14 protein-coding genes are annotated in these 23,908 nt (G+C 36.4%); 1 reads left to right on the top strand and 13 read right to left on the bottom strand.

The window, feature by feature from the left end; all coding sequences use genetic code 11:
* Positions 1-145: 145 nt before the first annotated feature.
* The 10 genes from ACQY44_RS04570 to rpsF all read right to left on the bottom strand — a co-directional run bounded on the left by ACQY44_RS04570 (position 146) and on the right by rpsF (position 19,355).
* Complete coding sequence (locus tag ACQY44_RS04570; protein WP_428229219.1) at positions 146-2,080, bottom strand: OmpA family protein; 1,935 nt, start codon at positions 2,078-2,080, stop codon at positions 146-148.
* A gap of 13 nt (positions 2,081-2,093) precedes the next feature.
* Positions 2,094-3,026, bottom strand: coding sequence for a PorP/SprF family type IX secretion system membrane protein (locus tag ACQY44_RS04565; protein ID WP_428229218.1), 933 nt, complete (start codon positions 3,024-3,026; stop codon positions 2,094-2,096).
* Positions 3,027-3,073: 47 nt separating this feature from the next.
* The gene (locus tag ACQY44_RS04560; RefSeq protein WP_428229217.1) at positions 3,074-5,272 is read right to left on the bottom strand and encodes a gliding motility-associated C-terminal domain-containing protein; all 2,199 of its coding nucleotides are present in this window, start codon (positions 5,270-5,272) and stop codon (positions 3,074-3,076) included.
* Between the two features lie 9 nt (positions 5,273-5,281).
* On the bottom strand, positions 5,282-5,860 hold the full coding sequence (locus ACQY44_RS04555; RefSeq protein WP_428229216.1) for a hypothetical protein: 579 nt from the start codon (positions 5,858-5,860) through the stop codon (positions 5,282-5,284).
* A gap of 47 nt (positions 5,861-5,907) precedes the next feature.
* Positions 5,908-6,579 (bottom strand): hypothetical protein, encoded by a 672-nt coding sequence (locus tag ACQY44_RS04550; protein WP_428229215.1) that lies wholly within the window; start codon positions 6,577-6,579, stop codon positions 5,908-5,910.
* A 32-nt stretch (positions 6,580-6,611) separates the two neighbouring features.
* Positions 6,612-16,361 carry a hypothetical protein gene (locus tag ACQY44_RS04545; protein ID WP_428229214.1) on the bottom strand — a complete coding sequence of 3,250 codons (9,750 nt, stop codon included), beginning with the start codon at positions 16,359-16,361 and terminating at the stop codon, positions 6,612-6,614.
* A gap of 1,227 nt (positions 16,362-17,588) precedes the next feature.
* Positions 17,589-18,062, bottom strand: a complete 474-nt coding sequence (locus ACQY44_RS04540; protein WP_428229213.1) for a DUF6495 family protein — start codon at positions 18,060-18,062, stop codon at positions 17,589-17,591.
* Between the two features lie 142 nt (positions 18,063-18,204).
* Entirely contained in the window at positions 18,205-18,645 is a 441-nt protein-coding gene (rplI, locus tag ACQY44_RS04535; RefSeq protein WP_428229212.1) for a 50S ribosomal protein L9, read from the bottom strand.
* 66 nt (positions 18,646-18,711) lie between these two features.
* The gene (gene rpsR / locus ACQY44_RS04530) at positions 18,712-19,008 is read right to left on the bottom strand and encodes a 30S ribosomal protein S18 (RefSeq protein ID WP_002987043.1); all 297 of its coding nucleotides are present in this window, start codon (positions 19,006-19,008) and stop codon (positions 18,712-18,714) included.
* Positions 19,009-19,013: 5 nt separating this feature from the next.
* Complete coding sequence (gene rpsF / locus ACQY44_RS04525; RefSeq protein ID WP_007810575.1) at positions 19,014-19,355, bottom strand: 30S ribosomal protein S6; 342 nt, start codon at positions 19,353-19,355, stop codon at positions 19,014-19,016.
* A gap of 177 nt (positions 19,356-19,532) precedes the next feature.
* Between rpsF and ACQY44_RS04520 the strand changes: the two genes are divergently transcribed.
* Entirely contained in the window at positions 19,533-20,231 is a 699-nt protein-coding gene (locus ACQY44_RS04520; protein ID WP_065449575.1) for a LytR/AlgR family response regulator transcription factor, read from the top strand.
* Between the two features lies 1 nt (position 20,232).
* Here the strand turns inward: ACQY44_RS04520 and priA are convergent, their stop codons facing one another.
* Genes priA through ACQY44_RS04505 form a run of 3 tightly spaced genes read right to left on the bottom strand, consistent with a single transcriptional unit; the run spans position 20,233 to position 23,904 of the window.
* Positions 20,233-22,683 carry a replication restart helicase PriA gene (priA, locus tag ACQY44_RS04515; RefSeq protein ID WP_428229211.1) on the bottom strand — a complete coding sequence of 817 codons (2,451 nt, stop codon included), beginning with the start codon at positions 22,681-22,683 and terminating at the stop codon, positions 20,233-20,235.
* Between the two features lie 28 nt (positions 22,684-22,711).
* Complete coding sequence (gene bla-B1-FLAV, locus ACQY44_RS04510; RefSeq protein WP_428229210.1) at positions 22,712-23,458, bottom strand: subclass B1 metallo-beta-lactamase; 747 nt, start codon at positions 23,456-23,458, stop codon at positions 22,712-22,714.
* 14 nt (positions 23,459-23,472) lie between these two features.
* The gene (locus tag ACQY44_RS04505) at positions 23,473-23,904 is read right to left on the bottom strand and encodes a DUF2147 domain-containing protein (RefSeq protein ID WP_428229209.1); all 432 of its coding nucleotides are present in this window, start codon (positions 23,902-23,904) and stop codon (positions 23,473-23,475) included.
* Between the last annotated feature and the right edge of the window lie 4 nt (positions 23,905-23,908).

Raw genomic sequence — 23,908 nt, 5'->3', positions numbered from 1 at the left:
AAAAATCAAGTTGCAAAACGATGCAACTTGATTTTCTTCTTGCCCATTATTCTTAAAAAGAATTAAACAAAACCAACTTCCAAATGGTTCCTTCACTTTATATTTTTAATCTTACATATTAATTATAAGAATATAAAACATAAAACTATTTTTGAATAATGATAAAATCTGAGCGTCTGTTTAATAAATGTTCTTCTTCGGTACATTTTACTCCTGTTTTACATTTATTTATTAATCGGGTTTTACCATACCCTATTGCACTTTCTATTCTTGAAGCCTCTATACCTTGAGAAACAATATAATCCCGAGTTGCTTTTGCCCTGTTATCAGAAAGTTTTAAGTTATAGGAATCTTTTCCCCGGGAATCTGTATGCGATTCAATTTTGATACGGATATTAGGAAATTTTCTCATCAGAAAAACTACTTTGGCCAATTCGTCAACGGCCTTGGGTGTTATATCGTATTTATTATAGTCAAAATAAATGGGGTTAACAGCTACTTTTTCGACTCCTTCTTTTTTAACTACCAAATCATCATAATTACTTAGTTCAAAATTAACGTTGGTGATGTCACCTTCATTTTCTTTTGTAGTTTCAACTGTTTTTTCGTCATTACTGTAGTTCATTTTACTCGCTACTAAACGAATTGTTTTGTTACAAGGGACTGTTACTGCATAGTTACCATCGTAATTTGTTTTTGTTTCTGCCAAAACTTCATTAAACGAGTTATAAGCGATAATCGTAACATCCGTAAGTGGTAATTTTGATTTTCTATCTGTTGCTTTACCCGAAATATTCTGATTGCATACGGGTTCTCCTTTTGTAAAAGAATAAATATCATCATCGCCTTTACCTCCTGCTCTGTTTGAAGATACATAACCGTACGTACCGGTTTTGTCAATTACAAAAGTAAAATCATCTTTATTACTGTTTATAGGAGCTCCCAAATTTCGTGGTGTCGAAAAAGTTCCATCCTCTAAAAATTTACTTTCATATACATCTAAATCTCCGTATCCGTAATGTCCGTCTGAAGAAAAATAAAGTACCCCGTTACGAAAAAACGGAAAAAGATCATTACCAATAGTGTTGATTTTTGGCCCCAGATTTTGAGGAGAACTCATGGTGCCGTCTTCAGCAATTTTTACTACATACAAATCCGTTTCACCATATCCTCCAGGCATATCAGATGCAAAGAAAAGCCATTGCCCGTCATCACTTAAACTAGGGTGTCCAACAGAATAATCATCATTATCAAAGAAAACTTTTTGTGGGTTTTCTACTTTTCCGTCCACTAATGTACCTTTAAGGATTTGAAAATTATTGACCTTGTTTTGATCTATCACTAATTTCTTTTTCTTGATGATATTTGACGAATAGTAAATTGTTTTTCCGCTGGCATCAAAACTTGCTGTTGCTTCGTGATACTTGGTCATTACATTAGGCATAAAGAGACTTTCGTTAAATAAACTTCCGTCTGCAGGATTTCTGTCTGCAACATATAAATTTAGAAAAGGCTGGTTGTTCCAGTTATACAATTTCTCTGCAAACCTTGTTGTATCTCTTGCTGATGTAAATACAATTCGGTCCTGATAAAAAGTGGCTCCAAAATCAGATTTACTGGTATTTATCTCTAAATTTTTTATTTCATAAAGAGGCTTCGTTTTAGCCAGACTATCCATTTGCTTCTTTTGAGCAACGTATCGACTGATCTCTTTCTGGTCTCCTTTTTTATTTAGATATTCTTTCGTAATTCGATCAGCATCATCGTAATCCCTAACTGCTTTCATAGATTGAATGTAACGCAGATAATAGATGTCCGTTAAATTATTGCCTTGTACTTCATATAACTTTTTATACCATCGAAGGGCATTTCTTGCATCCGAAATAAAATAATATGAATCTGCTGCATTCTTTATCGTTTGAGTCGATGGATTCTCGATATTTTGTAAACATTCTTCATAGGCTTTAGAAGCATCTGCATAAGAATAATTCTTAAACAAAGCATCTGCCTTTTTTAAATTAGTCTGAGCAAAACCAAATGTAAAACTCAACACTAAACTTAGGATATATAATTTTTTCATAGGTTTTTACATTTTAGAAGAATCTAGGAGATTTGATTTTACTTTGGTTTTTAGTAAATTGATAACGCAAGATAAATTCATGCGTTCCGTCGTTGTATTTGTTCAATCCGCCTACAGTGTAATCAAAAGCATATCCGAGATAAAAACTTTTAGAGATCTGAAATCCCGCCAGCACACTTATAGAATCATCTGTTCGATAGGATCCGCCAATTACAAATTTCTCTACAATCATGAAATTCGCAGAAATATCAGCAGTAAGTGGCGCTCCATTTACAGCTTTTACTAAAAATGCGGGCTTAAACTTTAGATTCGGATTCAAATCAAAAACATAACCTCCCATTAAATAATAGTGCAAACGATCATAATCTATCGATTCCTGAACGTCGTCATAATAATCATTTTGAATAAAACTTGGAATTGAAAAACCTACATACCACTTATCAGTGTAATAGTAGATTCCGGCTCCAACAGCCAACTTCATCTGATTATTAATATTTTGATTTAACAAAACATCATTATTATTGTAATATCTCCCTTTAGACCAATCTATATTTAGCATTCTCATACCTGCTTTTAGACCGAATGCCAGTCTTTTGTCATATCCCAAAGGAATAGAATAAGCAAAGTTACCATCAAGATATAATTCGTTTGACGGACCAATCTTGTCATTTACAACACTTAATCCTAAACCAATATTCTCGTTTCGAAGTGGTGAATGAATAGAGAACGATTGTGTCTCCGGTGCTCCATCAATTCCAACCCATTGGGAACGGTGCAAAAGTGTTGCTTCCAATGTTCCGGTAGACCCAGCATAAGCTGGATTTACCGACATTGCATTATACATATATTGTGTGTACTCCGGATCTTGTTGTGCACTGGCACAAAATGTGATAAAAGAACATATTAAAATGAAATACGTTTCTAATGATTTTATATATAGTTTCATAACGATACTTATTAAGTTTAATTAATTAGATGATTAATACCGGGTGTTTATCTCATTATAGATACCCATCCTTTTCTAACCGTTCCATCTCCAATGGTTATCACATAAAAATAAGTACCTGTTGGCAACATATCTCCTCTATTGATAACTCCGGATACATTGGCGGTTCCGTCCCAATCATTTTCATAATGTTGTTTACTATATACTAATGAACCGTATCTATTATACACTTTCAACTCATTGTTTGGATATGATTCGAGACAATCAATTCTGAAAACATCATTAGTTCCGTCATTATTTGGAGTGAACTCATTGTAAACTGTCAAACAAACTGGTTCAACAGATACTGAAGCCGAATTATTTGATGGATCAGCATCTAAAGGAGTTGAAATTTCAACAGTTGCAACGTTTAAGTAATTACCACTTGACAATACTTCCGCAACAACCGTAAGTACTACACTTTGTCCAGCATTTAATGTTGGAATTGTCCAAAGCTCTGTTAGTAAATCGTATGTTCCTGCAGTTGTACTAGCACTAACTAAATTGTATCCACTTGGAAGCAACTCGCTAACTATCGTGTTAATAAAGTTTCCTTGTCCTACATTATTTACTGTTACAGTAAATGTTATCTGATCACCAAAATTAGGTGTAGGATTACTAACTGTGTTAGTTATCGTTAGATCAGAACAAGTTGCTACAGTAACATTTAATGTTTTAGTTGTGGTATCGTTACAAGTATTTGTATACGTAACCTGAACTCTACCTGGTCCTATATCAGACCATGAAATTGTAACAGATCCGTCTGTATTTCCTCCACCGGAAGTAATTGTACCATTAGTAACTGACCAAACATAATCTGATTTTCCGTTGGCAACTGAGTAGGTAACTTTCTGGAAAACACATGGTGTATCATCTGTTGTAGTGATCGGAACCAAAGCATCATTCTCAAAATTAATCGTTACAGCTAATCTTGAAGCTCCCGCACAACCATTATTCGTGTCATTAAACGCTCCGCCATAATATGTGGTAGCGGTCAGAGGCGTATTTGCAGCTAATGGTGTTCCGCCTGTTGCAGAGGCATACCATACTACATTTGCCTCATTTACAAAAATACTTGCTATTGTTGGAACTGCTGATAAACAGAATGTTTGTGTTGTTCTTGGCGTGGTAATTAAAAGTGGTGTGTTTACATTTACTACAACAGCTAATCTTACCGGATTATCACAACCTGAACCGCTGGAAATACTACCATAATAAGTACCACTAATTAAAGCTGTTGTTGATGGAATGGCTGTTCCGCCACTAGCACTACTAAACCAACTTACGTTACTTTCGTTTACCTGAATATTCGAAACTTTCGGTGCATTAATAGAACAGAAGCTTTGGGTAACCGAACTCGTTGTAGGTGTTGCCATTGGATTAACAATAGTAATCATAACCTGTAAACGGGTTGCACTTTTACATCCTGTTGTTGGATCTGTAATTTCTCCATAATAAGTACCTGAAGTTAAAGCTGTAGCTGATGGAATTGCTGTTCCGCCGGTAGCACTACTAAACCAACTTACATTACTTTCGTTTACCTGAATACTAGCAAATGTTGGAGCACTTGTTGAACAAAAGTTCTGAGCTACATTATTTGTTGTTGGATTATTTGAGTTTCCGATAGTAACTGTAATTTTTAGCCTAATACTGCTTTCACAACCTGTCGTTGCATCTTTTAAAGCTGCAAAATAATCTCCATTTGCTAAAGCTGTCGTTGAAGCAATTGCTGTTCCTCCATTTGCTGAACTATACCAAACCACGTTACTTTGATTTACCTGAATATTCGCAACAGTTGGATTATTTCCGGAACAGAATCCCTGAGCCGCTAATGCAGTTGTTGGAGTTCCCGGATCAGTAACATTAATCGTTACTGATAATCTCTCTACACTTTCACATCCTGATGCTGCATCTTTTAATGCTGCATAATATGTTCCGCTGGTTAATGCTGTCGCTGATGGAATAACCGATCCTCCAGTTACTGCACTATACCAAACGATATTTGCCTGATTGAACTGAACACTTGCAAAGGTTGGTGCATTTGCCAAACAGAAGTTTTGTGTTCCTGCTGTTACCAAAGTTGGTGTTCCAGGATCAGTAACATTTATTGTTACCGATAATCTTGTACCACTTTCACATCCTGATGCTTCATCTTTTAATGCTGCATAATATGTTCCGCTTGTCAACGCTGTAGTTGATGGGATCAATTCCACCTGTTAAAGCAGTGTACCAAACGATATTGGCCTGATTAAACTGAACGCTTGCAAAAGTTGGTGCATTTGCAAACAGAAGTTTTGTGTTCCTGCTGTTACCAAAGTTGGTGTTCCAGGATCGGTAACATTTATTGTTACTGATAATCTCTCTACACTTTCACAACCTGATGCTTCATCTTTTAATGCTGCATAATATGTTCCGCTTGTCAACGCTGTAGTTGATGGGATCAAGGTTCCACCTGTTAAAGCAGTGTACCAAACGATATTGGCCTGATTGAACTGAACACTTGCAAAGGTTGGTGCATTTGCCAAACAGAAGTTTTGAGTTCCTGCTGTTAACAAAGTTGGTGTTCCAGGATCAGTTACATTAATCGTTACTGATAATCTCTCTACACTTTCACAACCTGTTGTTGCATCTTGTATCGCTGCATAATATGTTCCGCTTGTCAATGCTGTAGTTGACGGAATTAATGTTCCACCTGTTAAAGCCGTGTACCAAACGATATTGGCCTGATTGAACTGAACACTTGCAAAGGTTGGTGCATTTGCCAAACAGAAGTTTTGAGTTCCTGCTGTTACCAAAGTTGGTGTTCCAGGATCAGTTACATTAATCGTTACTGATAATCTCTCTACACTTTCAAACCTGATGCTTCATCTTTTAATGCTGCATAATATGTTCCGCTTGTCAACGCTGTAGTTGATGGGATCAAGGTTCCACCTGTTAAAGCCGTGTACCAAACGATATTGGCCTGATTAAACTGAACGCTTGCAAAAGTTGGTGCATTTGCCAAACAGAAGTTTTGTGTTCCTGCTGTTACCAAAGTTGGTGTTCCAGGATCGGTAACATTTATTGTTACTGATAATCTCTCTACACTTTCACAACCTGATGCTTCATCTTTTAATGCTGCATAATATGTTCCGCTTGTCAACGCTGTAGTTGATGGGATCAAGGTTCCACCTGTTAAAGCAGTGTACCAAACGATATTGGCCTGATTGAACTGAACACTTGCAAAGGTTGGTGCATTTGCCAAACAGAAGTTTTGAGTTCCTGCTGTTAACAAAGTTGGTGTTCCAGGATCAGTTACATTAATCGTTACTGATAATCTCTCTACACTTTCACAACCTGTTGTTGCATCTTGTATCGCTGCATAATATGTTCCGCTTGTCAATGCTGTAGTTGACGGAATTAATGTTCCACCTGTTAAAGCCGTGTACCAAACGATATTGGCCTGATTGAACTGAACACTTGCAAAGGTTGGTGCATTTGCCAAACAGAAGTTTTGAGTTCCTGCTGTTACCAAAGTTGGTGTTCCAGGATCAGTTACATTAATCGTTATAATCTCTCTACACTTTCACAACCTGATGCTTCATCTTTTAATGCTGCATAATATGTTCCGCTTGTCAACGCTGTAGTTGATGGGATCAAGGTTCCACCTGTTAAAGCCGTGTACCAAACGATATTGGCCTGATTAAACTGAACGCTTGCAAAAGTTGGTGAATTTGCCAAACAGAAGTTTTGTGTTCCTGCTGTTACCAAAGTTGGTGTTCCAGGATCGGTAACATTTATTGTTACTGATAATCTCTCTACACTTTCACAACCTGATGCTTCATCTTTTAATGCTGCATAATATGTTCCGCTTGTCAACGCTGTAGTTGATGGGATCAAGGTTCCACCTGTTAAAGCAGTGTACCAAACGATATTGGCCTGATTGAACTGAACACTTGCAAAGGTTGGTGCATTTGCCAAACAGAAGTTTTGAGTTCCTGCTGTTAACAAAGTTGGTGTTCCAGGATCAGTTACATTAATCGTTACTGATAATCTCTCTACACTTTCACAACCTGTTGTTGGATCCTGTATCGCTGCATAATACGTTCCGCTTGTCAACGCTGTAGTTGATGGGATCAATGTTCCGCCTGTTAAAGCAGTGTACCAAACGATATTGGCCTGATTGAACTGAACACTTGCAAAAGTTGGTGCATTTGCCAAACAGAAGTTTTGTGTTCCTGCTGTTACTAAAGTCGGTGTTCCAGGATCAGTAACATTTATTGTTACCGATAATCTCTCTACACTTTCACAACCTGTTGTTGCATCTTGTATCGCTGCATAATACGTTCCGCTTGTCAACGCTGTAGTTGATGGGATCAATGTTCCACCTGTTAAAGCAGTGTACCAAACGATATTGGCCTGATTGAACTGAACACTTGCAAAGGTTGGTGCATTTGCCAAACAGAAGTTTTGAGTTCCTGCTGTTAACAAAGTTGGTGTTCCAGGATCAGTTACATTAATCGTTACTTCTAATCTTGTATTGCTTTCACATCCTGTTACAGGATCAAGGATTGCTCCATAGTAAACTCCGGTTGTCAATGCGGTCGCTGGAGCAATGGCTGTTCCACCTGTTGCTGCGCTATACCAAACTACATTGGCTTCATTTACCTGAATACTGGCAAAAGTTGGTGCATTTGCCAAACAGAAATTTTGAATTGCGGCAGTCGTGGTTGGTGTTCCAGGATCAGTAACATTAATCGTTACTGATAATCTCTCTAAACTTTCACAACCTGTTGTTGGATCCTGTATCGCTGCATAATACGTTCCGCTTGTCAACGCTGTAGTTGATGGGATCAATGTTCCGCCTGTTAAAGCAGTGTACCAAACGATATTGGCCTGATTGAACTGAACACTTGCAAAAGTTGGTGCATTTGCCAAACAGAAGTTTTGTGTTCCTGCTGTTACTAAAGTCGGTGTTCCAGGATCAGTAACATTTATTGTTACCGATAATCTCTCTACACTTTCACAACCTGTTGTTGCATCTTGTATCGCTGCATAATACGTTCCGCTTGTCAACGCTGTAGTTGATGGGATCAAGGTTCCACCTGTTAAAGCGGTGTACCAAACGATATTTGTCTGATTAAACTGAACGCTTGCAAAAGTTGGTGTATTTGCCAAACAGAAGTTTTGTGTTCCTGCTGTTACCAAAGTCGGTGTTCCAGGATCAGTTACATTAATCGTTACTGATAATCTCTCTACACTTTCACAACCTGTTACAGGATCAAGGATTGCTCCGTAGTAAACTCCGGTTGTCAATGCGGTCGCTGGAGCAATGGCTGTTCCGCCTGTTGCTACGCTATACCAAACTACATTGGCTTCATTTACCTGAATACTGGCAAAGGTTGGTGCATTTACCAAACAGAAGTTTTGAATTGCGGCAGTCGTGGTTGGTGTACCAGGATCGGTAACATTTATTGTTACTTCTAATCTTGTATTGCTTTCACAACCTGTTACAGGATCAAGGATCGCTCCGTAATAAACTCCGGTTGTCAATGCAGTCGCTGGAGCAATGGCTGTTCCGCCTGTTGCAGCATTGTACCAAACTACATTGGCTTCATTTACCTGAATACTGGCAAAGGTTGGTGCATTTACCAAACAGAAGTTTTGAATTGCGGCAGTCGTAGTTGGTGTACCAGGATCGGTAACATTTATTGTTACTTCTAATCTTGTATTGCTTTCACAACCTGTTACAGGATCAAGGATTGCTCCGTAGTAAACTCCGGTTGTCAATGCGGTCGCTGGAGCAATGGCTGTTCCACCTGTTGCAACATTATACCAAACTATATTGGCTTCATTTACCTGAATACTGGCAAAGGTTGGTGCATTTACCAAACAGAAGTTTTGTGTTGCAGCAGTCGTGGTTGGTGTGCCAGGATCGGTAACATTTATTGTTACTTCTAATCTTGTATTGCTTTCACATCCTGTTACAGGATCAAGGATCGCTCCGTAGTAAACTCCGGTTGTCAATGCAGTCGCTGGAGCAATGGCTGTTCCACCTGTTGCAGCATTATACCAAACTACATTGGCTTCATTTACCTGAATACTGGCAAAGGTTGGTGCATTTACCAAACAGAAGTTTTGTGTTGCAGCAGTCGTGGTTGGTGTGCCAGGATCAGTAACATTTATTGTTACTTCTAATCTTGTATTGCTTTCACATCCTGTTACAGGATCAAGGATCGCTCCGTAATAAACTCCGGTTGTCAATGCGGTCGCTGGAGCAATGGCTGTTCCACCTGTTGCTGCGCTATACCAAACCACATTGGCTTCATTTACCTGAATACTGGCAAAAGTTGGTGCATTTACCAAACAGAAGTTTTGAATTGCGGCAGTCGTAGTTGGTGTACCAGGATCGGTAACATTTATTGTTACTTCTAATCTTGTATTGCTTTCACATCCTGTTACAGGATCAAGGATTGCTCCGTAATAAACTCCGGTTGTCAATGCAGTCGCTGGAGCAATGGCTGTTCCGCCTGTTGCGGCATTGTACCAAACTACATTGGCTTCATTTACCTGAATACTGGCAAAGGTTGGTGCATTTACCAAACAGAAGTTTTGTGTTGCGGCAGTCGTGGTTGGTGTGCCAGGATCAGTAACATTTATTGTTACTTCTAATCTTGTATTACTTTCACATCCTGTTACAGGATCGAGGATCGCTCCGTAGTAAACTCCGGTTGTCAATGCAGTCGCTGGAGCAATGGCTGTTCCACCTGTTGCTGCGCTATACCAAACCACATTGGCTTCATTTACCTGAATACTGGCAAAAGTTGGTGCATTTACCAAACAGAAGTTTTGTGTTGCGGCAGTCGTGGTTGGTGTGCCAGGATCGGTAATTGTTACTGTTACCAATAAACGAACTGAACTTTCGCAACCTGTAGTTGCGTCTAAAAGTGCCGCATAATAAGATCCATTTACTAAAGCTGTAGTCGAAGCAAGGGCTGCTCCGCCTGTGGCTGTACTATACCAAACTACACCTGTTTCATTTACCTGAATGTTTGCTACAGTTGGATTATTTACTAAACAAAAATCTTGTGTAGTATCATTTGTTGTTGGTGTTAAAGGATCGGTAACATTTATAGTTACTGCCAATCTTACACTACTTTCACAATTTGTTGCAGGATCACTTATTGCTCCGTAATAAACTCCAGTTGTCAATGCGGTAGTCAACGGAATAATTGTTCCTCCCGTGGCAGCAGTATACCAAACTACATTTGCTTCATTCACCTGAATATCAGCAAATGTTGGTGCATTTATCAAACAGAAGTTTTGTGTTGCGGCATTAGTTGTAGGTGTTGCCGGATCGGTAATCATTACAGTCGCAACTTTAAGCTCTCCATTTTTATTCGGACATGTAGTATCACTAGTAACTGCTACATAATAAGAAATAGGACTCATTGCTGTTGTTAAACCAGTGGCTGTTAAAGCTCCTGTACCACTTACAGTATAAGTTACTCCATTAATTACTGCGCCATTTGTTACAGGCTGAGTTTTATTAACGTCCAAATACCAAAAGAAAACCGGATTTGACAAAGTGCTAGATGGTGTTAATGTAGCAGCTGTATCATGACAAATAGAAGCATTGTCTACCACAATGTCTGTTGCAAGAGAAGTTGGTAAAATAGTGAATGTCACTTGTTTTCTATCTGCTATTACAGTTTCACAATATTCATCTGAGCTAACTCCTACATAATACGTGTAAGTACCAGGAAGCAATCCAGTTAGTGTTAACTGAGCAGTTGTTTCACCAGCAATTAACTGGCTTGTTGTGCCATCAAAACTATACCAATGATATACAGGATTGGTAAGTATAGGTGTTCCATTTATTGCATTTAATGTTACACTGCCCGTTTCAGAACAAATTATAGTACCATTTCCACCATTGATTGTTACATTCGCTATTGCGCTTGCAGGAGTAGTTGCTCTAACGACAACTGTTACTTCTCCTCTTTCTAACGCAGGACAGCCATAACGAATTGGTTGAATATAATATTTATAAGTACCTGCGGCCAATGTAGCCGGAAGTGTATAAATCTGACCGCTCGTTAAAAGGTTCCCTCCAGTTGGAGAATCATACCAGGCATAATTGGCACAAGATTTTGGCGGAACCTGGAGCGTAATAGCTGTTCCGGGACAGACCGTGACTGAATTATTAAGATCACCTCCTATAACCTCAGTATTAGTTACACGATCAATAGTATGTACTCTAAGCTGATCTAAAACACTGGCAACACCTCCAAAAGTAATAACTACTTTGTCATACGGTTGTGTTTGAGGAGCAACGATTGTCATCGCCATAGTATCTCCGGAAAGCAGTTTTAAAGTCAACAAATTACTGGTATTTTGTATTGGTGTACCAACAGCAATATTTCCTGAATAAAGCTGGATAGTAAATCCTGTAAGCAAACCAAGATTTAAAATTGTTCCTGGTTTTGAAATTGTAATTCTTAAACTATCTCCCACCATAGATGGTGTTCTAAAAGTTGTTGTTAGCTGAGCAGCAGCAAGTACCCCTGCTCCACTAAACATTGTAGCATAAGTAGCTACATCACCGTCGGCTACATTCCATGGGTTAGATACTCCTACCGTAGCTGTTAGTACTCCGACTCCCAAGTCTTTTACACCAGAGAAAATATCTTCGATATCGCCCTGACCACAAGTAATTTGTGTTACTTGTTTTTTATAATAAGCATCATAAACATTAATGTTTTGTGCCACGCTTAAAACAGATCCAAGTTGTACTCGAATACCATCATAATCCTGGACACCAGAAGTATTAGAAGGGACAAATGTAAATTCAAATGAATTTTGACCCGGTAGCAAGTTCAACAATGATCCTGATACAGATTGTAAAGTTCCAATATCAATTGGATTGTTAGATCCATCACGTTTAGTTCCTATCACTGAAATACTTTGTCCTACTGCAACTAAACTATTTTGTAAACCTAGTTTAACAGTTACCGGAGTTCCTTTAGAAATAGTTGTTGGCCATTGTAAGTTTTGCCATGTAGTACCAATACCTAAAAGGCCTAAACCTGTAGTTATTGTTGAGTACGTGCTTGGATCATTATCGACTGCCAGAGGCCCGTCTGTTACTGACCCGGTAATAACTGATGCAGATGACTGAATACTAGCATATTCTCTTTCTAATAAAACATCACAAGCAGCAGGATCAATAACGCTGATCGTTACCGTCTGACTCGTAGTACAAGATCCGAGTGTCGCAATTACAGTATAAGTAAAAACACCAACGGTGTTAAGAGGTCCGGTACTATTTGATCCTAATATATTTCCTTGTGGGTTATACCAGGTTATCGTTCCGTTTGATGTTGCAGTTAATGCAACTGAAGATCCTATATTAACCGCTATTGAATTTGTTACCCCTGTTAATGTTGGTAGCGGATTAACTGTTACTGCAACCGGCAACTTAGCCGAAGAACAGTCAACACCAGTCGTTTGAGCCTGAATAAAATAATTACCACTTGCAGTAATATTTGAAGCAACCTGATCTGTGATTGGATTGCTTGCAGCATCAAAGAAAGTATAAGTGGTATTTCCTGACGTATCAAAATTTGTAATAGCATCTTTTAGACTTACTGTAGCACAACCAGCCAAAGTAGGTGCAACTGTCAACGCTGCGCCAACCGGATAATTTACTGTAACTTGTTTTAATGTTCCATTTACATTTTCGCAAGTACCTCCATTAAGAACAGACACATAATAGTTATAAGGAGCGTTGGCAGAATTAAGTCCACTAACCGTAAGTGCTCCAGTAGTAGGGTCTTTAGAGAAAGTTACTCCCGGTTGGGCAGCAACAGTAGATCCTGTTATAATTTCCTGAGTTTTATTTTGATCTGTATAATATTTAAATATTGCTCCCGATAAAGCAGATGTCGGAGCTAATATAACTCCTCCCGCACAAGAAGCCGTTAAAGGAGTTGTAATTGCAATATCTGCAGCCGTAGGAATAGGCAATACAGTAATGGTAACAGGCTGACGAACACTATTAATACAAGTTCCTCCACGAGTAGCTTCTAAATAGTAAATTGTCGTACCGTTTAATGGAAGAGTTGGATTAACGCTTACTAAATTTCCTCCTGTTGGAGCATCATACCATGCAAATGTATCTCCTGCCGTAGAAGATGCTGTCAAGGTAGCTGTTCCTCCCGCACAAATTGGCGCTGTTGCCCCAGTTATTGTGGCATCTTTAAATCTGTAAGAAGCTTCATAAATATTAAGAGTAGTTAGTAAAGTAGCCACTCCGCCTCCTATACGAACTTCAACTTTATTAAATGCAGCTGATGCAGGAAAACTGGCTTTAAATTTATTTCCTGACAATAACTGTAAGTTTAATAAACTATTAGTAAGCAAGAATCTGTCATTATTATAAGTTGTTCCATTATAGGTTGCTAAACTAATTCCCCCCCCTAACAATGAAACATCAGCAAGTCCTCCTGGTAATTCTAAGTCAACCTCTATAATATCTCCTGCCTGTCCGGTTGAAGGAAAAGTTAACTGTTGTTGAATGTAGGCTCCGGCAGCCGCAACAGGAGTAAAAAGAGTCGCAAATGTATTTATATTTCCATCTACAGAATTATCTGGATTAGTAGAAGTACATCCAATACAAAGTGAAATTGGTATACTTGGATCTAATGATGTTACCTGCAAATTTGGTTGTAAACAGCTACTAACCGTATTAGTTATCATAACATTAATTACAGCTCTTGTACTACTTGTACAGTCTGAAGCTGAAGTCGTAGCTTCAACATAAAATGTTTTATTTGCAGTTAGAACCGGACTAGGAGTATAAGTACTCGTATTGAGTGCTAAAGTATTTCCTCCTAAAGCAGCATCATACCAGGTATAAGTGGTACCTGCCTGACTTATAACAGCTAACGTTACACTTTGACCTGACTGAATTATTACATTTGAAGAAACAGGTACAGGTGCTGATGGTCGCGCACTCACATTCACAACAACAGGTGTACGAGTTGCACTTGAACAACTTCCGATTCCCGCTTCAATGTAATAAGTTGTTGAAGCGCTTAAATTTGGTGTTGTATAAGAAGTTCCTGTAAACAATAAAGTTCCGGCGCTAGCAGCATCATACCATCTATAAGTGGTGCCTGCAACTGGGGATTGAATCGTTATTGTAGTTGATTGTCCACTACATAAATTTAAAGGAACAACACTAATTGCACTTGGCACTACAGGATTGTTTACCGTAACAAGAACAGGATTTCTTTCACTATTTACACATCCATTACGAGTAACCTCAACATAATAAGTTGTGTTAGCTGTTAAAGCTGGAGTTGTAAGAGTTGCTGTACTGCTCAATAAATTTCCTCCAGTTAAAGCATCATACCATTTGATAGTTTCACCCAAAGCAGCACTAGAAGTTAGAGTTGCGGTTTGTCCACTACAAATAGTTGCATTTCCTGAAATAGTTGGTGCTTTATATCTGTAAGTTGCCTGATAGATATCTAAATTGGTTAAAACAGTTACCGCACCTCCTAATCTAATTTCGACACGATCAAAATTCGCACCGGCAACAATACTTGCTTTAAATTGATTTCCTGATAATAATTGCAAAGTAACCAAAGAATTATTGATAAAAACCCTGTCGTTATTATAAGTAGCACCGTTATAAGTCGCCAGACTAACCGTTCCTAATAATGAAAGATCAGCAATCCCTCCCGGTAATGCTAATAAGACATCTACGATATCACCCGCTTTACCAGGATTATTAAATTGTAACGTTTGCTGAATCCATCCGTTTACTAAACCTACCGGAAGAGTCAGTCTTGCAGCTGTAGTAATATTTCCATCAACAGAATTGTTTGGGGTTGTAGAAGAACAAAGTAAACAAAGTCCGTTTTGAGTAGTTTGTTGGCTATTAGCTTCTAAGCAACCTCCTAACGGAGTAGCCGCTACTGTGACCGTTACCGGAACTCTTGTTGCGCTCACACATCCTCCGGCAAGATTAACCGACTCTACATAATACGTTTTTGTAGCTGTCAAAATTGGAGTTGTATAAGACGTAGAGTTAGCTAATAATTTAGTTCCTCCCGTTGGGGCATCGTACCAATCCAATGTAACCCCTGCTTCAGTTGTTGAAGCACTTAATGTTGCATTTTGACCCGATAATATTGATACACTCTGCGTTAAAATAGTGGCAACTCCAGGAACTGGAGTTGAAGTAACACTAACAGGAGTTCGTGTTGGGGTGACACACGCACCAATGGATGCATCTACATAAAAATTAGTTACACCCGTTGGTACCGTTGGAATATAAGTGGTACCGGTAGCTAAAGCAACACCGCCGGTTGGTGCACTATACCAGGAATAAACTGTTCCCGGTACTACATTTATAACCGATAATGACGTTGCCTGTGTTGCCCCCGAGGAACAAATTGCAGTACCTGTAGTACTAATAATGGGTAAAACAGGATTTAAGACATTTATCGTTACAGGTAAGCGCTCACTACCTTCACAGCCTGCAGTTCTCGTTACTCCAATATAATAGGTTGTATTAGCATTTAAATTGGGAGTTGTAAAAGTATTTGTAGCAGACAAAGCAACAGTAGATGTTGGTGAATCATACCACGCTAAGGTTGTTCCTGCTACCGGAGCAGCAGTTAATGTAGTTGAACTTCCTGAACAAATTGATTGCGTCGAACCTCCCGTTATTGTAGGTTTTGCAAAATCTAAGCGAACATCGTAAATTCTTAAATTTACAAGAAGACTTAAAAGACCACCAACCTGAATTTGTATTTGATTGGTATCGCCTGTTACAGTAAATTTAAATACTCCAATAGTATTACCATTAAGTAAACCCGCATTAAGAACAGGATTATTTAAAGCCACACTTGATCCTACATTAGCTCCCGAAAGCTTAGCCTGAAAAGACACATTGGATAGTAATCCAACATCGAGTACACCATTGCCTGTACCCAAATACATAACAATTTGATCACCTGCTCGTGCAGTTTGATTTAGGGTTAATGTTTCTTCAACAAAACACCCTACCCCGACGGCATTCGTCAGACTTGCATAAGTCGCTAAGCTCGCATCATTATCGTATGCGCTCGCGGGATTCGTTACATTTAATCCTACACATAAAACTCCCCCCTGGCTATTAGTTTGAGAAACAGGTCTACAAACTGTCTGCGCAAAGGCGTTGCTACATAAAAGGAATAAAAGTAATAGTCCGAATAATCTCTTTTGAAAATTGAGATCACAAAAAGTAAAAATTTTTTTCATAATTTGGAAGATTAGAAAATGGACAATAAAAGGACTGTTGCGATAAGCACGTATGCTTAGGCAATTTTAAAAACGTTAATAATCAACTAGTTAATATGAAATTTAAATTACTAGAATACTAAGAATGTAAACTTCATTTCTTTAAAAAATCATTTTGTATAGCGTATACCAAAGTATACTAAAGAACACTTATTATTATTTTGAATAATAAAATGTCCCGGAACTTTTAGGGAATACTAATCTGAATCAATCTCCCATAAAGGAGTGATTTGTTATAGGATTAATTTTCATAAATGAAAATTTAAATTGAGTAGAACTGGGGGAATTCTCAAATATATAGAAGGATTCAACATCTATAGAAAGTTGATTAGGCAATCTGTAAATTTTGTTGATTTAGAATGAAAGTCTAAAAATTGAATCCGTTATTCTATTAAGCAGCATTTTTCTGAATAAATCATTTAAACGCAAAAATGCTCTTCATTCACAAAGTCGCCGATTGTACTTTGAAAATAAAAAACTGATATAACTATAAAATTGTTGAAAAAAGTTTGCACTTGAAAAAAGATCAAATTTGATAATAGAGTTAATTACTCTTAAACAGATAAAAAGTAAAACTGAAATAATAGAAATAATTAATGCAAATTTGATAAATAAAGTAAATGTCAATTCCATAAGCGAACTAATTAAGTTATTATATAAATCTTCAATTTTAAATTCAAATGAAAGGCACAAAAACTACAATCAAATTGATATTGTAATAAATTGTATTAAAAAAAGTACAAAAAACCACTTTGTTTAACTTTCCTATTCTAAAATTAGAAAAAACAAAAATGCAAAACAAGCATAAAATTCCTATTTTTTTAATTTTACCAAAACTCTAAAATTGTCAAAACCGTTAAAATATCAGAAAAACCTACACTTTTTAACTAAAAGGAACTGTTATAAATGTCACAAAAAAAAAATCCTTTTTGTGTTAAACATTAAAAAAGTAAGTAAAGTACTATATTTTATACTACAAAAAGGATTAGATAAGGAAAAAAAAGAGTAATTGAAAAGTAAAACTTACATTTAAAACCTAAAAAAACGTTTTCTTACACTATTCTAAAAAAAAGACAAGAAGAGGCATTAAAAAAAACAAAAAAGTTTAAACAAAAGTTAAAAAAATAAAAAAAGGTAAATAATTTAACATCAATCACTTAACTTTTAAAAACTTATTTGAAGAAAAAATTACGATTCAATAATAGTATTAATTTGAGTAAATAATTGTCCATCGCTTAAGAATGCTCCTTGTTGAATTAATTCAAAAATAGAGCCGTTTCGATCTTCTGTAAATACTTTTTTACCAACTTTCATTTCTATGTTTTCTGTAAACATATTATCACTCAGCCATTGTAAACCATCTTTAGTTAAAAAGTCTGTTTCAGGCACTAAAGACTTTAAAACTATTGATTGCACATCTTTCTCAAAACATTTAAACAAGAAAATGTGGTTTTTAGAAAAATGCTCTAAAAATTCAGCTCTTGATAAAACACCTTCCCAGATTAAATCTGAGAAAACATCCAGCTCTTGTTCTGCCACTTCAGGCCTATTTATTTTAAGAGAGTCCCACTCTGCTTTATCAATCGTTTGTGTAGCTAAAAAATTAGCAAATTCTGCGTGCAATTCATCAAATTGCTCTTTTGTTAATCTTGCGTATTTCATTTTCTTTTAGGCTTTATGCCTTACGCTATAAGCTTTAAGCAAGATGCTTTGCGCAAATAACTTTAAGTCTGATTAATTATTATTTCTTTTAAACAAAAAAATCCCGATTCGCATCGGGATTTTTATATAGTATATAAAACGATTACTTTTCAGCAACAATTTCGTATGGTAATTCAACGATTACATCTCTGTGTAAACGCACATTTGCAGTGTATTTACCAGTACGTTTAACGATACCGCTAGTGATGAATTTTCTATCAATTACTTGTCCACCTTTAGCTAAAGCGTCAGCGATATCAATATTCGTGATTGAACCGAATAATTTTTCACCACCTGCTTTTGCGAAAAGTTTAATTTCAATTGCTTTCAAAGTTTCAGCTAATGCTTTTGCATCAGCAACAACTTTAGCTTCTTTGTGAGCTCTTTGTTTTAGGTTTTCAGCCAATACTTTTTTAGCCGAAGGAGTTGCTAAAGCAGCAAAACCCTGAGGGATCAAAAAGTTACGACCGTAACCTGCTTTTACAGATACTACATCATCTTTAAATCCTAGATTCTGTACGTCTTGTTTTAAAATAAGTTCCATGTTGTTGTCCTTTATTTGAGAAGTTAGGTTCCATCTTACCGGAAACCAACAACTTTGTTTTTAATATTATTTTAATAAATCCGCCACGTATGGCATTAAAGCTAAGTGACGAGCTCTTTTTACAGCTACAGAAACTTTTCTTTGGTATTTTAATGAAGTTCCTGTTAAACGACGAGGAAGAATTTTTCCTTGCTCATTCACGAATTTCAATAAGAAATCAGCATCTTTATAATCGATATATTTGATTCCTGATTTTTTGAAACGACAGTACTTTTTAGTTTTGTTAGTTTCAATGTTTAAAGGCGTTAAATATCTGATATCTCCGTCTTTTTTTCCTTTTGCAGATTGCTCTATTGTAGACATAATAATTAAGCTTTAGTAGATTTTAATTTGGCTCTTCTTCTTTCAGCCCATGAAATAGCATGTTTGTCTAAACTTACAGTTAAGAAACGCATAACTCTTTCGTCACGTCTAAATTCAGTTTCAAAAGCAATTAGAACTTCTCCAGCTACTTTGAATTCGAATAAGTGATAAAAACCACTTTTTTTGTTTTGGATTTCGTAAGCCATTTTTTTCAGACCCCAATCCTCTTTTGATACCATTTCAGCTCCTCTACTAGTAAGAAATTCTTCAAATTTCGTTACTGTTTCCTTCACCTGAACCTCAGATAAAACGGGATTTAAAATGAAAACAGTTTCATAATGATTCATAAATACAATATTTATTTGTTAAAATTGGGTGCAAAAGTAACCATTAAATTTATATATACAACACTTTTTTGCTTTTATTCGTTATAAAGTAAAAAATGCAGGCTGATTTTAGTTTTTTTTACAAAATTATAATACATTTACTACTGCTATCCTGAATTTATTTTAAATTTTTATGTTATGAAACTAAACTGTGTTGTTGTAGATGATAGTTCTATACAGAGGACAATTATTGCAAAATTAGTTAATAATCACCCAGGTTTGCACTTAATCGGGGATTTTTCTAATGCAATAGAAGCAAAAAGCTGTATTTCTCTAAATAATATCGATTTAATATTTCTTGATATAGAAATGCCTGTCATAAATGGATTCGACTTCCTGGACGGCCTAAAATCTAAGCCGCAAATTATATTTATAACTTCTAAAGCAGAATATGCTTTAAAAGCCTTTGATTATGACGCTACTGATTACCTTCAGAAACCTATTGCTGTAGATCGTTTTAACGCTTCTGTAAAAAGAGCCATCGACATGCATTTGCTAAAAAAAGATGTAAAAGAAGAGGAAGGCGAACATATATTCATCAAGAGTAACCTTAAAAAACTTAAAATTTTCACCGCAAAAATCAAATGGATTGAAGCTTTTGGAGATTATGTACGAGTAGTTACTGAAGATGACAGCAACCTGGTACTTTCAACAATGAAATCTTTTGAGAATGATTTATCAAAAGACAAGTTTATTCGTGTGCACAAATCTTATATCATTAATATTGATAAGGTAGAACGCTTCAATAGTAAATTTGCCGAAATTGGAATTACTAAAATTCCGCTTAGCCGAAATAAAAAAGAAGATTTAGTAAAAGCATTGTCAACGTCGTCATAATTTAATAAAAATCGACATTGACAATTACCTTTATAGCTCTGTACTGAGCAACGGCCTCAAAACTATTCAACATTTTCTGAATAGTTTTTTTCGTTCCGCCCAAAGGCATACTCTGCGGAATCTTAATCAAAATAGTTCTGATATATTCATTCCTGATTCTGCTGATCGCCGGTTCTTCAGGCCCTAAAACCGGAATTCCTAAGTTTTGACTTAAAACCTGATACAACCACATAGAACCTTCTTTCAGCTTATCAAATTCCCTGTGTTTCAAAGTCAGCTTTATAATTCTGAAATAAGGCGGATATTTATAAATTTGTCGATCATACAACTGTTCCTTATACATCCCCATATAATTATGATGGGTAACCTGCTGAATTGTATTATGATTTGGATTATAGGTCTGAATGACCACTTTACCTTGTTTTTCAGATCTTCCTGCTCTTCCTGCCACTTGTGTCATCATCTGAAAACTGCGTTCAAAAGCCCTGAAATCAGGATGATGCAACATATTATCAGCGTTCATAATACCAACAAGGCTCACATTATCAAAATCTAAACCTTTTGCCAGCATTTGTGTTCCCACTAAAATGTCTATTTCGCGGTTTTTAAACGAATCTATTATTTTTTCGAAACCAAATTTCCCACGAGTCGTATCCTGATCCATTCTGCCTGTTTTGGCCTTAGGGAAAAGTGATACTAATTCCTGTTCGATTTGTTCTGTACCGAATCCTTTAGTGGTGAGATCAATACTTGAACAGCTATGACAATGTGTTGGTTTAGCAATAGAATAACCGCAATAATGGCAACGCAATTGGTTTTTATGTTTATGAAAAGTCAAACTCACGTCGCATTGCTGACAATGCGGGACATGTCCGCAGGTCATACATTCAATTACAGGCGAATATCCTCTTCTGTTTTGGAATAAAATCACCTGTTCACCCAGAGACAACGCTTCTGCAATTTCTTCGATTAAAAGGTCACTAAAATGTCCTGTCATTCTTTTTCTGAAATGTTTGTCTTTCAAATCAACCAAAAGAATTTCAGGCATTCGAACATTATTATAACGTTCTGCAAGGGTCACTAAACCATATTTATCCGTTTGAGTATTAAAATAAGTTTCAATACTTGGCGTTGCAGATCCCAAAAGCACTTTTGCATTATGAAAATTTGCCAGAACAATAGCTGCGTCTCTGGCATGATAACGTGGAGCAGGATCACTTTGCTTAAACGTTTGCTCGTGTTCTTCATCAACAATTAACAAGCCTAAATTATTAAAAGGAAGAAACAAAGCAGATCTCGCTCCTATTACAATCTGCGCTTTTGGCGAATTTTCGAGTGTTTGTTTCCAAACCTCTACTCTTTCATTATTACTGTATTTAGAATGAAAAACCGCCACTTTATCTCCAAAATGAAGTCGCAAGCGCGAAACCAATTGTGTTGTAAGTGCAATTTCCGGCAACAAATACAAAACCTGTTTTTCGGTAACTAAATACTCCTCTATCAATTTGATGTAAATCTCCGTTTTTCCGCTTGACGTAACACCATGCAACAAACAAACTTCTCTCTCTAAAAAACTATCCTTAATTGCTGTAAAAGCAGCTTCCTGTGCCTCACTTAATAATAATTGTTTTTCAGTCGCTTGTCCGGTAAACGAAACCCTGTCCTGCTGTAAAAGATATTCTTCAAAAATTTCTTTATCAATCAAAGCTTTCACAACTGCCGAAGATGAATTTGAAACCTCGACTAATTTTTTTACAGTAACAGGCTTCTTTTCAGTAGCCATAATTTGAAAATAAGCCAAAACAATTTCTTTTTGTTTATTGGCATTCTTCAATACTTCCAGCAATTCTCCTAAGCCATTATCAGATTCATATTTGGTATGTAATTTTACATATCGAATCAGTTTAGTTTTATACCCTTCTTTAATTTCTTCTTCTAAAACGATGATATTTTTGGAAATCATTTTTTGAAGAACCGGAAAGATATTTTTCTTGTTTAATATCGAAATAATCTCCTGAACTTTCAGGGAGCTTTGTTGTTGTAAAGCCTGGTAAACCAAAAATTCTTCATCAGAAAGCTCATCTTGATTTACCTCAACATCTGTTTTATGCGAAATAATAGTTTCACTTTCCAGTAATAGTCCACTTGGGAAAGCGCCCCGATACACATCGCCAATACCACACATATAATAAGTTGCCACCCAAAGCCAGTGTTTAATCTGGATTTCGGTTGCAATTGGTTTTTCGTCTAATATTTGATGGATTTCTTTGGCATCATACAAGCTTGGTTCGTTTTGATGAATATCAATTACCAGCGCTGTATAGATTTTATTTTTACCAAAAGGCACCGCAACGCGCATTCCTTTTTTAATAAAATGAAATTCAGCCTCAGAAATACGATAGGTAAAGGTTTTCGCTAAAGAAAGCGGTAGAACAACTTCGACAAAAAACATGTAAATATTTTATTAAGATTTCAAGGGATTATTTTTTATCTAAAGCCTTTGCTGCATTATATTCCTCAACTAATTTTAAAGTATGATTTAAAGATCCAAGATTCTTCCAATCATCATGACCAGTAATAATATATTTAGGATTTTTAAATTTTGCCTGTACCTTTTTAATAGATTTCTCCCATTCTTTTACATCAGCATCTCCCAGATATCCTAAATCTTTTGAGTCTGCACTTTTTATAAAACAACCTCCGTAAAGTACTTTTTCTTTAGCAAACCAAACCACAATATTATCTTGCGCATGACCTTTGCCAGGATAATAAATTTCAAAAGTATGTTGTCCTGCCGTGAATGTAGTATCATTTGGAATCACAAACTCAGCTCTTTTTTTATTTTCTTTTTTAAGAATTTCATCCGTTAATTTTATGGTATACGTTTTAATTCCTTGTTTTCTGTAAAAATCTAAACCTCCTGCCCTGTCTTCATGCGAATGCGTTGCAAAATGCATTACAACTTCTTTACGGTGCTTTGCCTTAATACTATCTAATAGCGGCTGAAACTGCGTTTCATCCCAAGGCGCATCAAACAACACAACACCTTTATTAGTAACAAGATACAATGCATTTGCAGAAATCAAGGTTCCTTTATAGTCATGAAATGTTTTATAAACATAAAAGTCACCTGTAAGATGACTTATTTGTAATGGCGAGTTCTTAGATTGTCCAAAACTGTTGGATAGCATGGCCAAGAATAAAATTATCGATGCTAATTTTCGCATTTTATTTTATAAAATTAATTTTTTACCCTTGTCCAGTATTGAGTTCTTCCCATAATAGAGATTCCAATATAACCACGAAGTTTTAGTTTATCGGCAGATTCAAGCGTTATATAACATTTGTATTTTTTACCGTTTGTAGGGTCAAAAATAGTTCCTCCGCTATATTCGTCACCATCTTTTTTAAGTCCGTTGATAATGTTCAAGCCTAAAATGGGTTTGTTTTTATCTGCACCATCACATTTCACGCAGAGATCCTTTTTATGATCGGCACGAAGTATCTCTACCACTTTACCATATACTTTTCCTGACTTTTCATAAATCTCTACAATAGATTTAGCTTCTCCGGTTTCATCGTCAATTGTTTTCCATTTTCCAATAACACTTTGGCTGTGAATTGTACCTAATGTCAGAAAGAAAATACCAATAGTTAACATCCAATTTTTCATAATA

The organism is Flavobacterium sp., assembly GCF_965277525.1.
GTDB lineage: Bacteria > Bacteroidota > Bacteroidia > Flavobacteriales > Flavobacteriaceae > Flavobacterium.
Note: the sequence above shows the minus strand (reverse complement) of the source record. Positions and strands in the feature narration are given on the sequence as shown.

What these genes read in the sequence shown, in the direction of transcription:
- ACQY44_RS04570 (WP_428229219.1), bottom strand. Translation starts at nt 2,080, where the DNA reads ATGAAAAAATTATATATCCTAAGTTTAGTGTTGAGTTTTACATTTGGT.
- ACQY44_RS04565 (WP_428229218.1), bottom strand. Translation starts at nt 3,026, where the DNA reads ATGAAACTATATATAAAATCATTAGAAACGTATTTCATTTTAATATGT.
- ACQY44_RS04545 (WP_428229214.1), bottom strand. Translation starts at nt 16,361, where the DNA reads ATGAAAAAAATTTTTACTTTTTGTGATCTCAATTTTCAAAAGAGATTA.
- ACQY44_RS04540 (WP_428229213.1), bottom strand. Translation starts at nt 18,062, where the DNA reads ATGAAATACGCAAGATTAACAAAAGAGCAATTTGATGAATTGCACGCA.
- rplI (WP_428229212.1), bottom strand. Translation starts at nt 18,645, where the DNA reads ATGGAACTTATTTTAAAACAAGACGTACAGAATCTAGGATTTAAAGAT.
- rpsR (WP_002987043.1), bottom strand. Translation starts at nt 19,008, where the DNA reads ATGTCTACAATAGAGCAATCTGCAAAAGGAAAAAAAGACGGAGATATC.
- rpsF (WP_007810575.1), bottom strand. Translation starts at nt 19,355, where the DNA reads ATGAATCATTATGAAACTGTTTTCATTTTAAATCCCGTTTTATCTGAG.
- ACQY44_RS04520 (WP_065449575.1), top strand. Translation starts at nt 19,533, where the DNA reads ATGAAACTAAACTGTGTTGTTGTAGATGATAGTTCTATACAGAGGACA.
- priA (WP_428229211.1), bottom strand. Translation starts at nt 22,683, where the DNA reads ATGTTTTTTGTCGAAGTTGTTCTACCGCTTTCTTTAGCGAAAACCTTT.
- bla-B1-FLAV (WP_428229210.1), bottom strand. Translation starts at nt 23,458, where the DNA reads ATGCGAAAATTAGCATCGATAATTTTATTCTTGGCCATGCTATCCAAC.
- ACQY44_RS04505 (WP_428229209.1), bottom strand. Translation starts at nt 23,904, where the DNA reads ATGAAAAATTGGATGTTAACTATTGGTATTTTCTTTCTGACATTAGGT.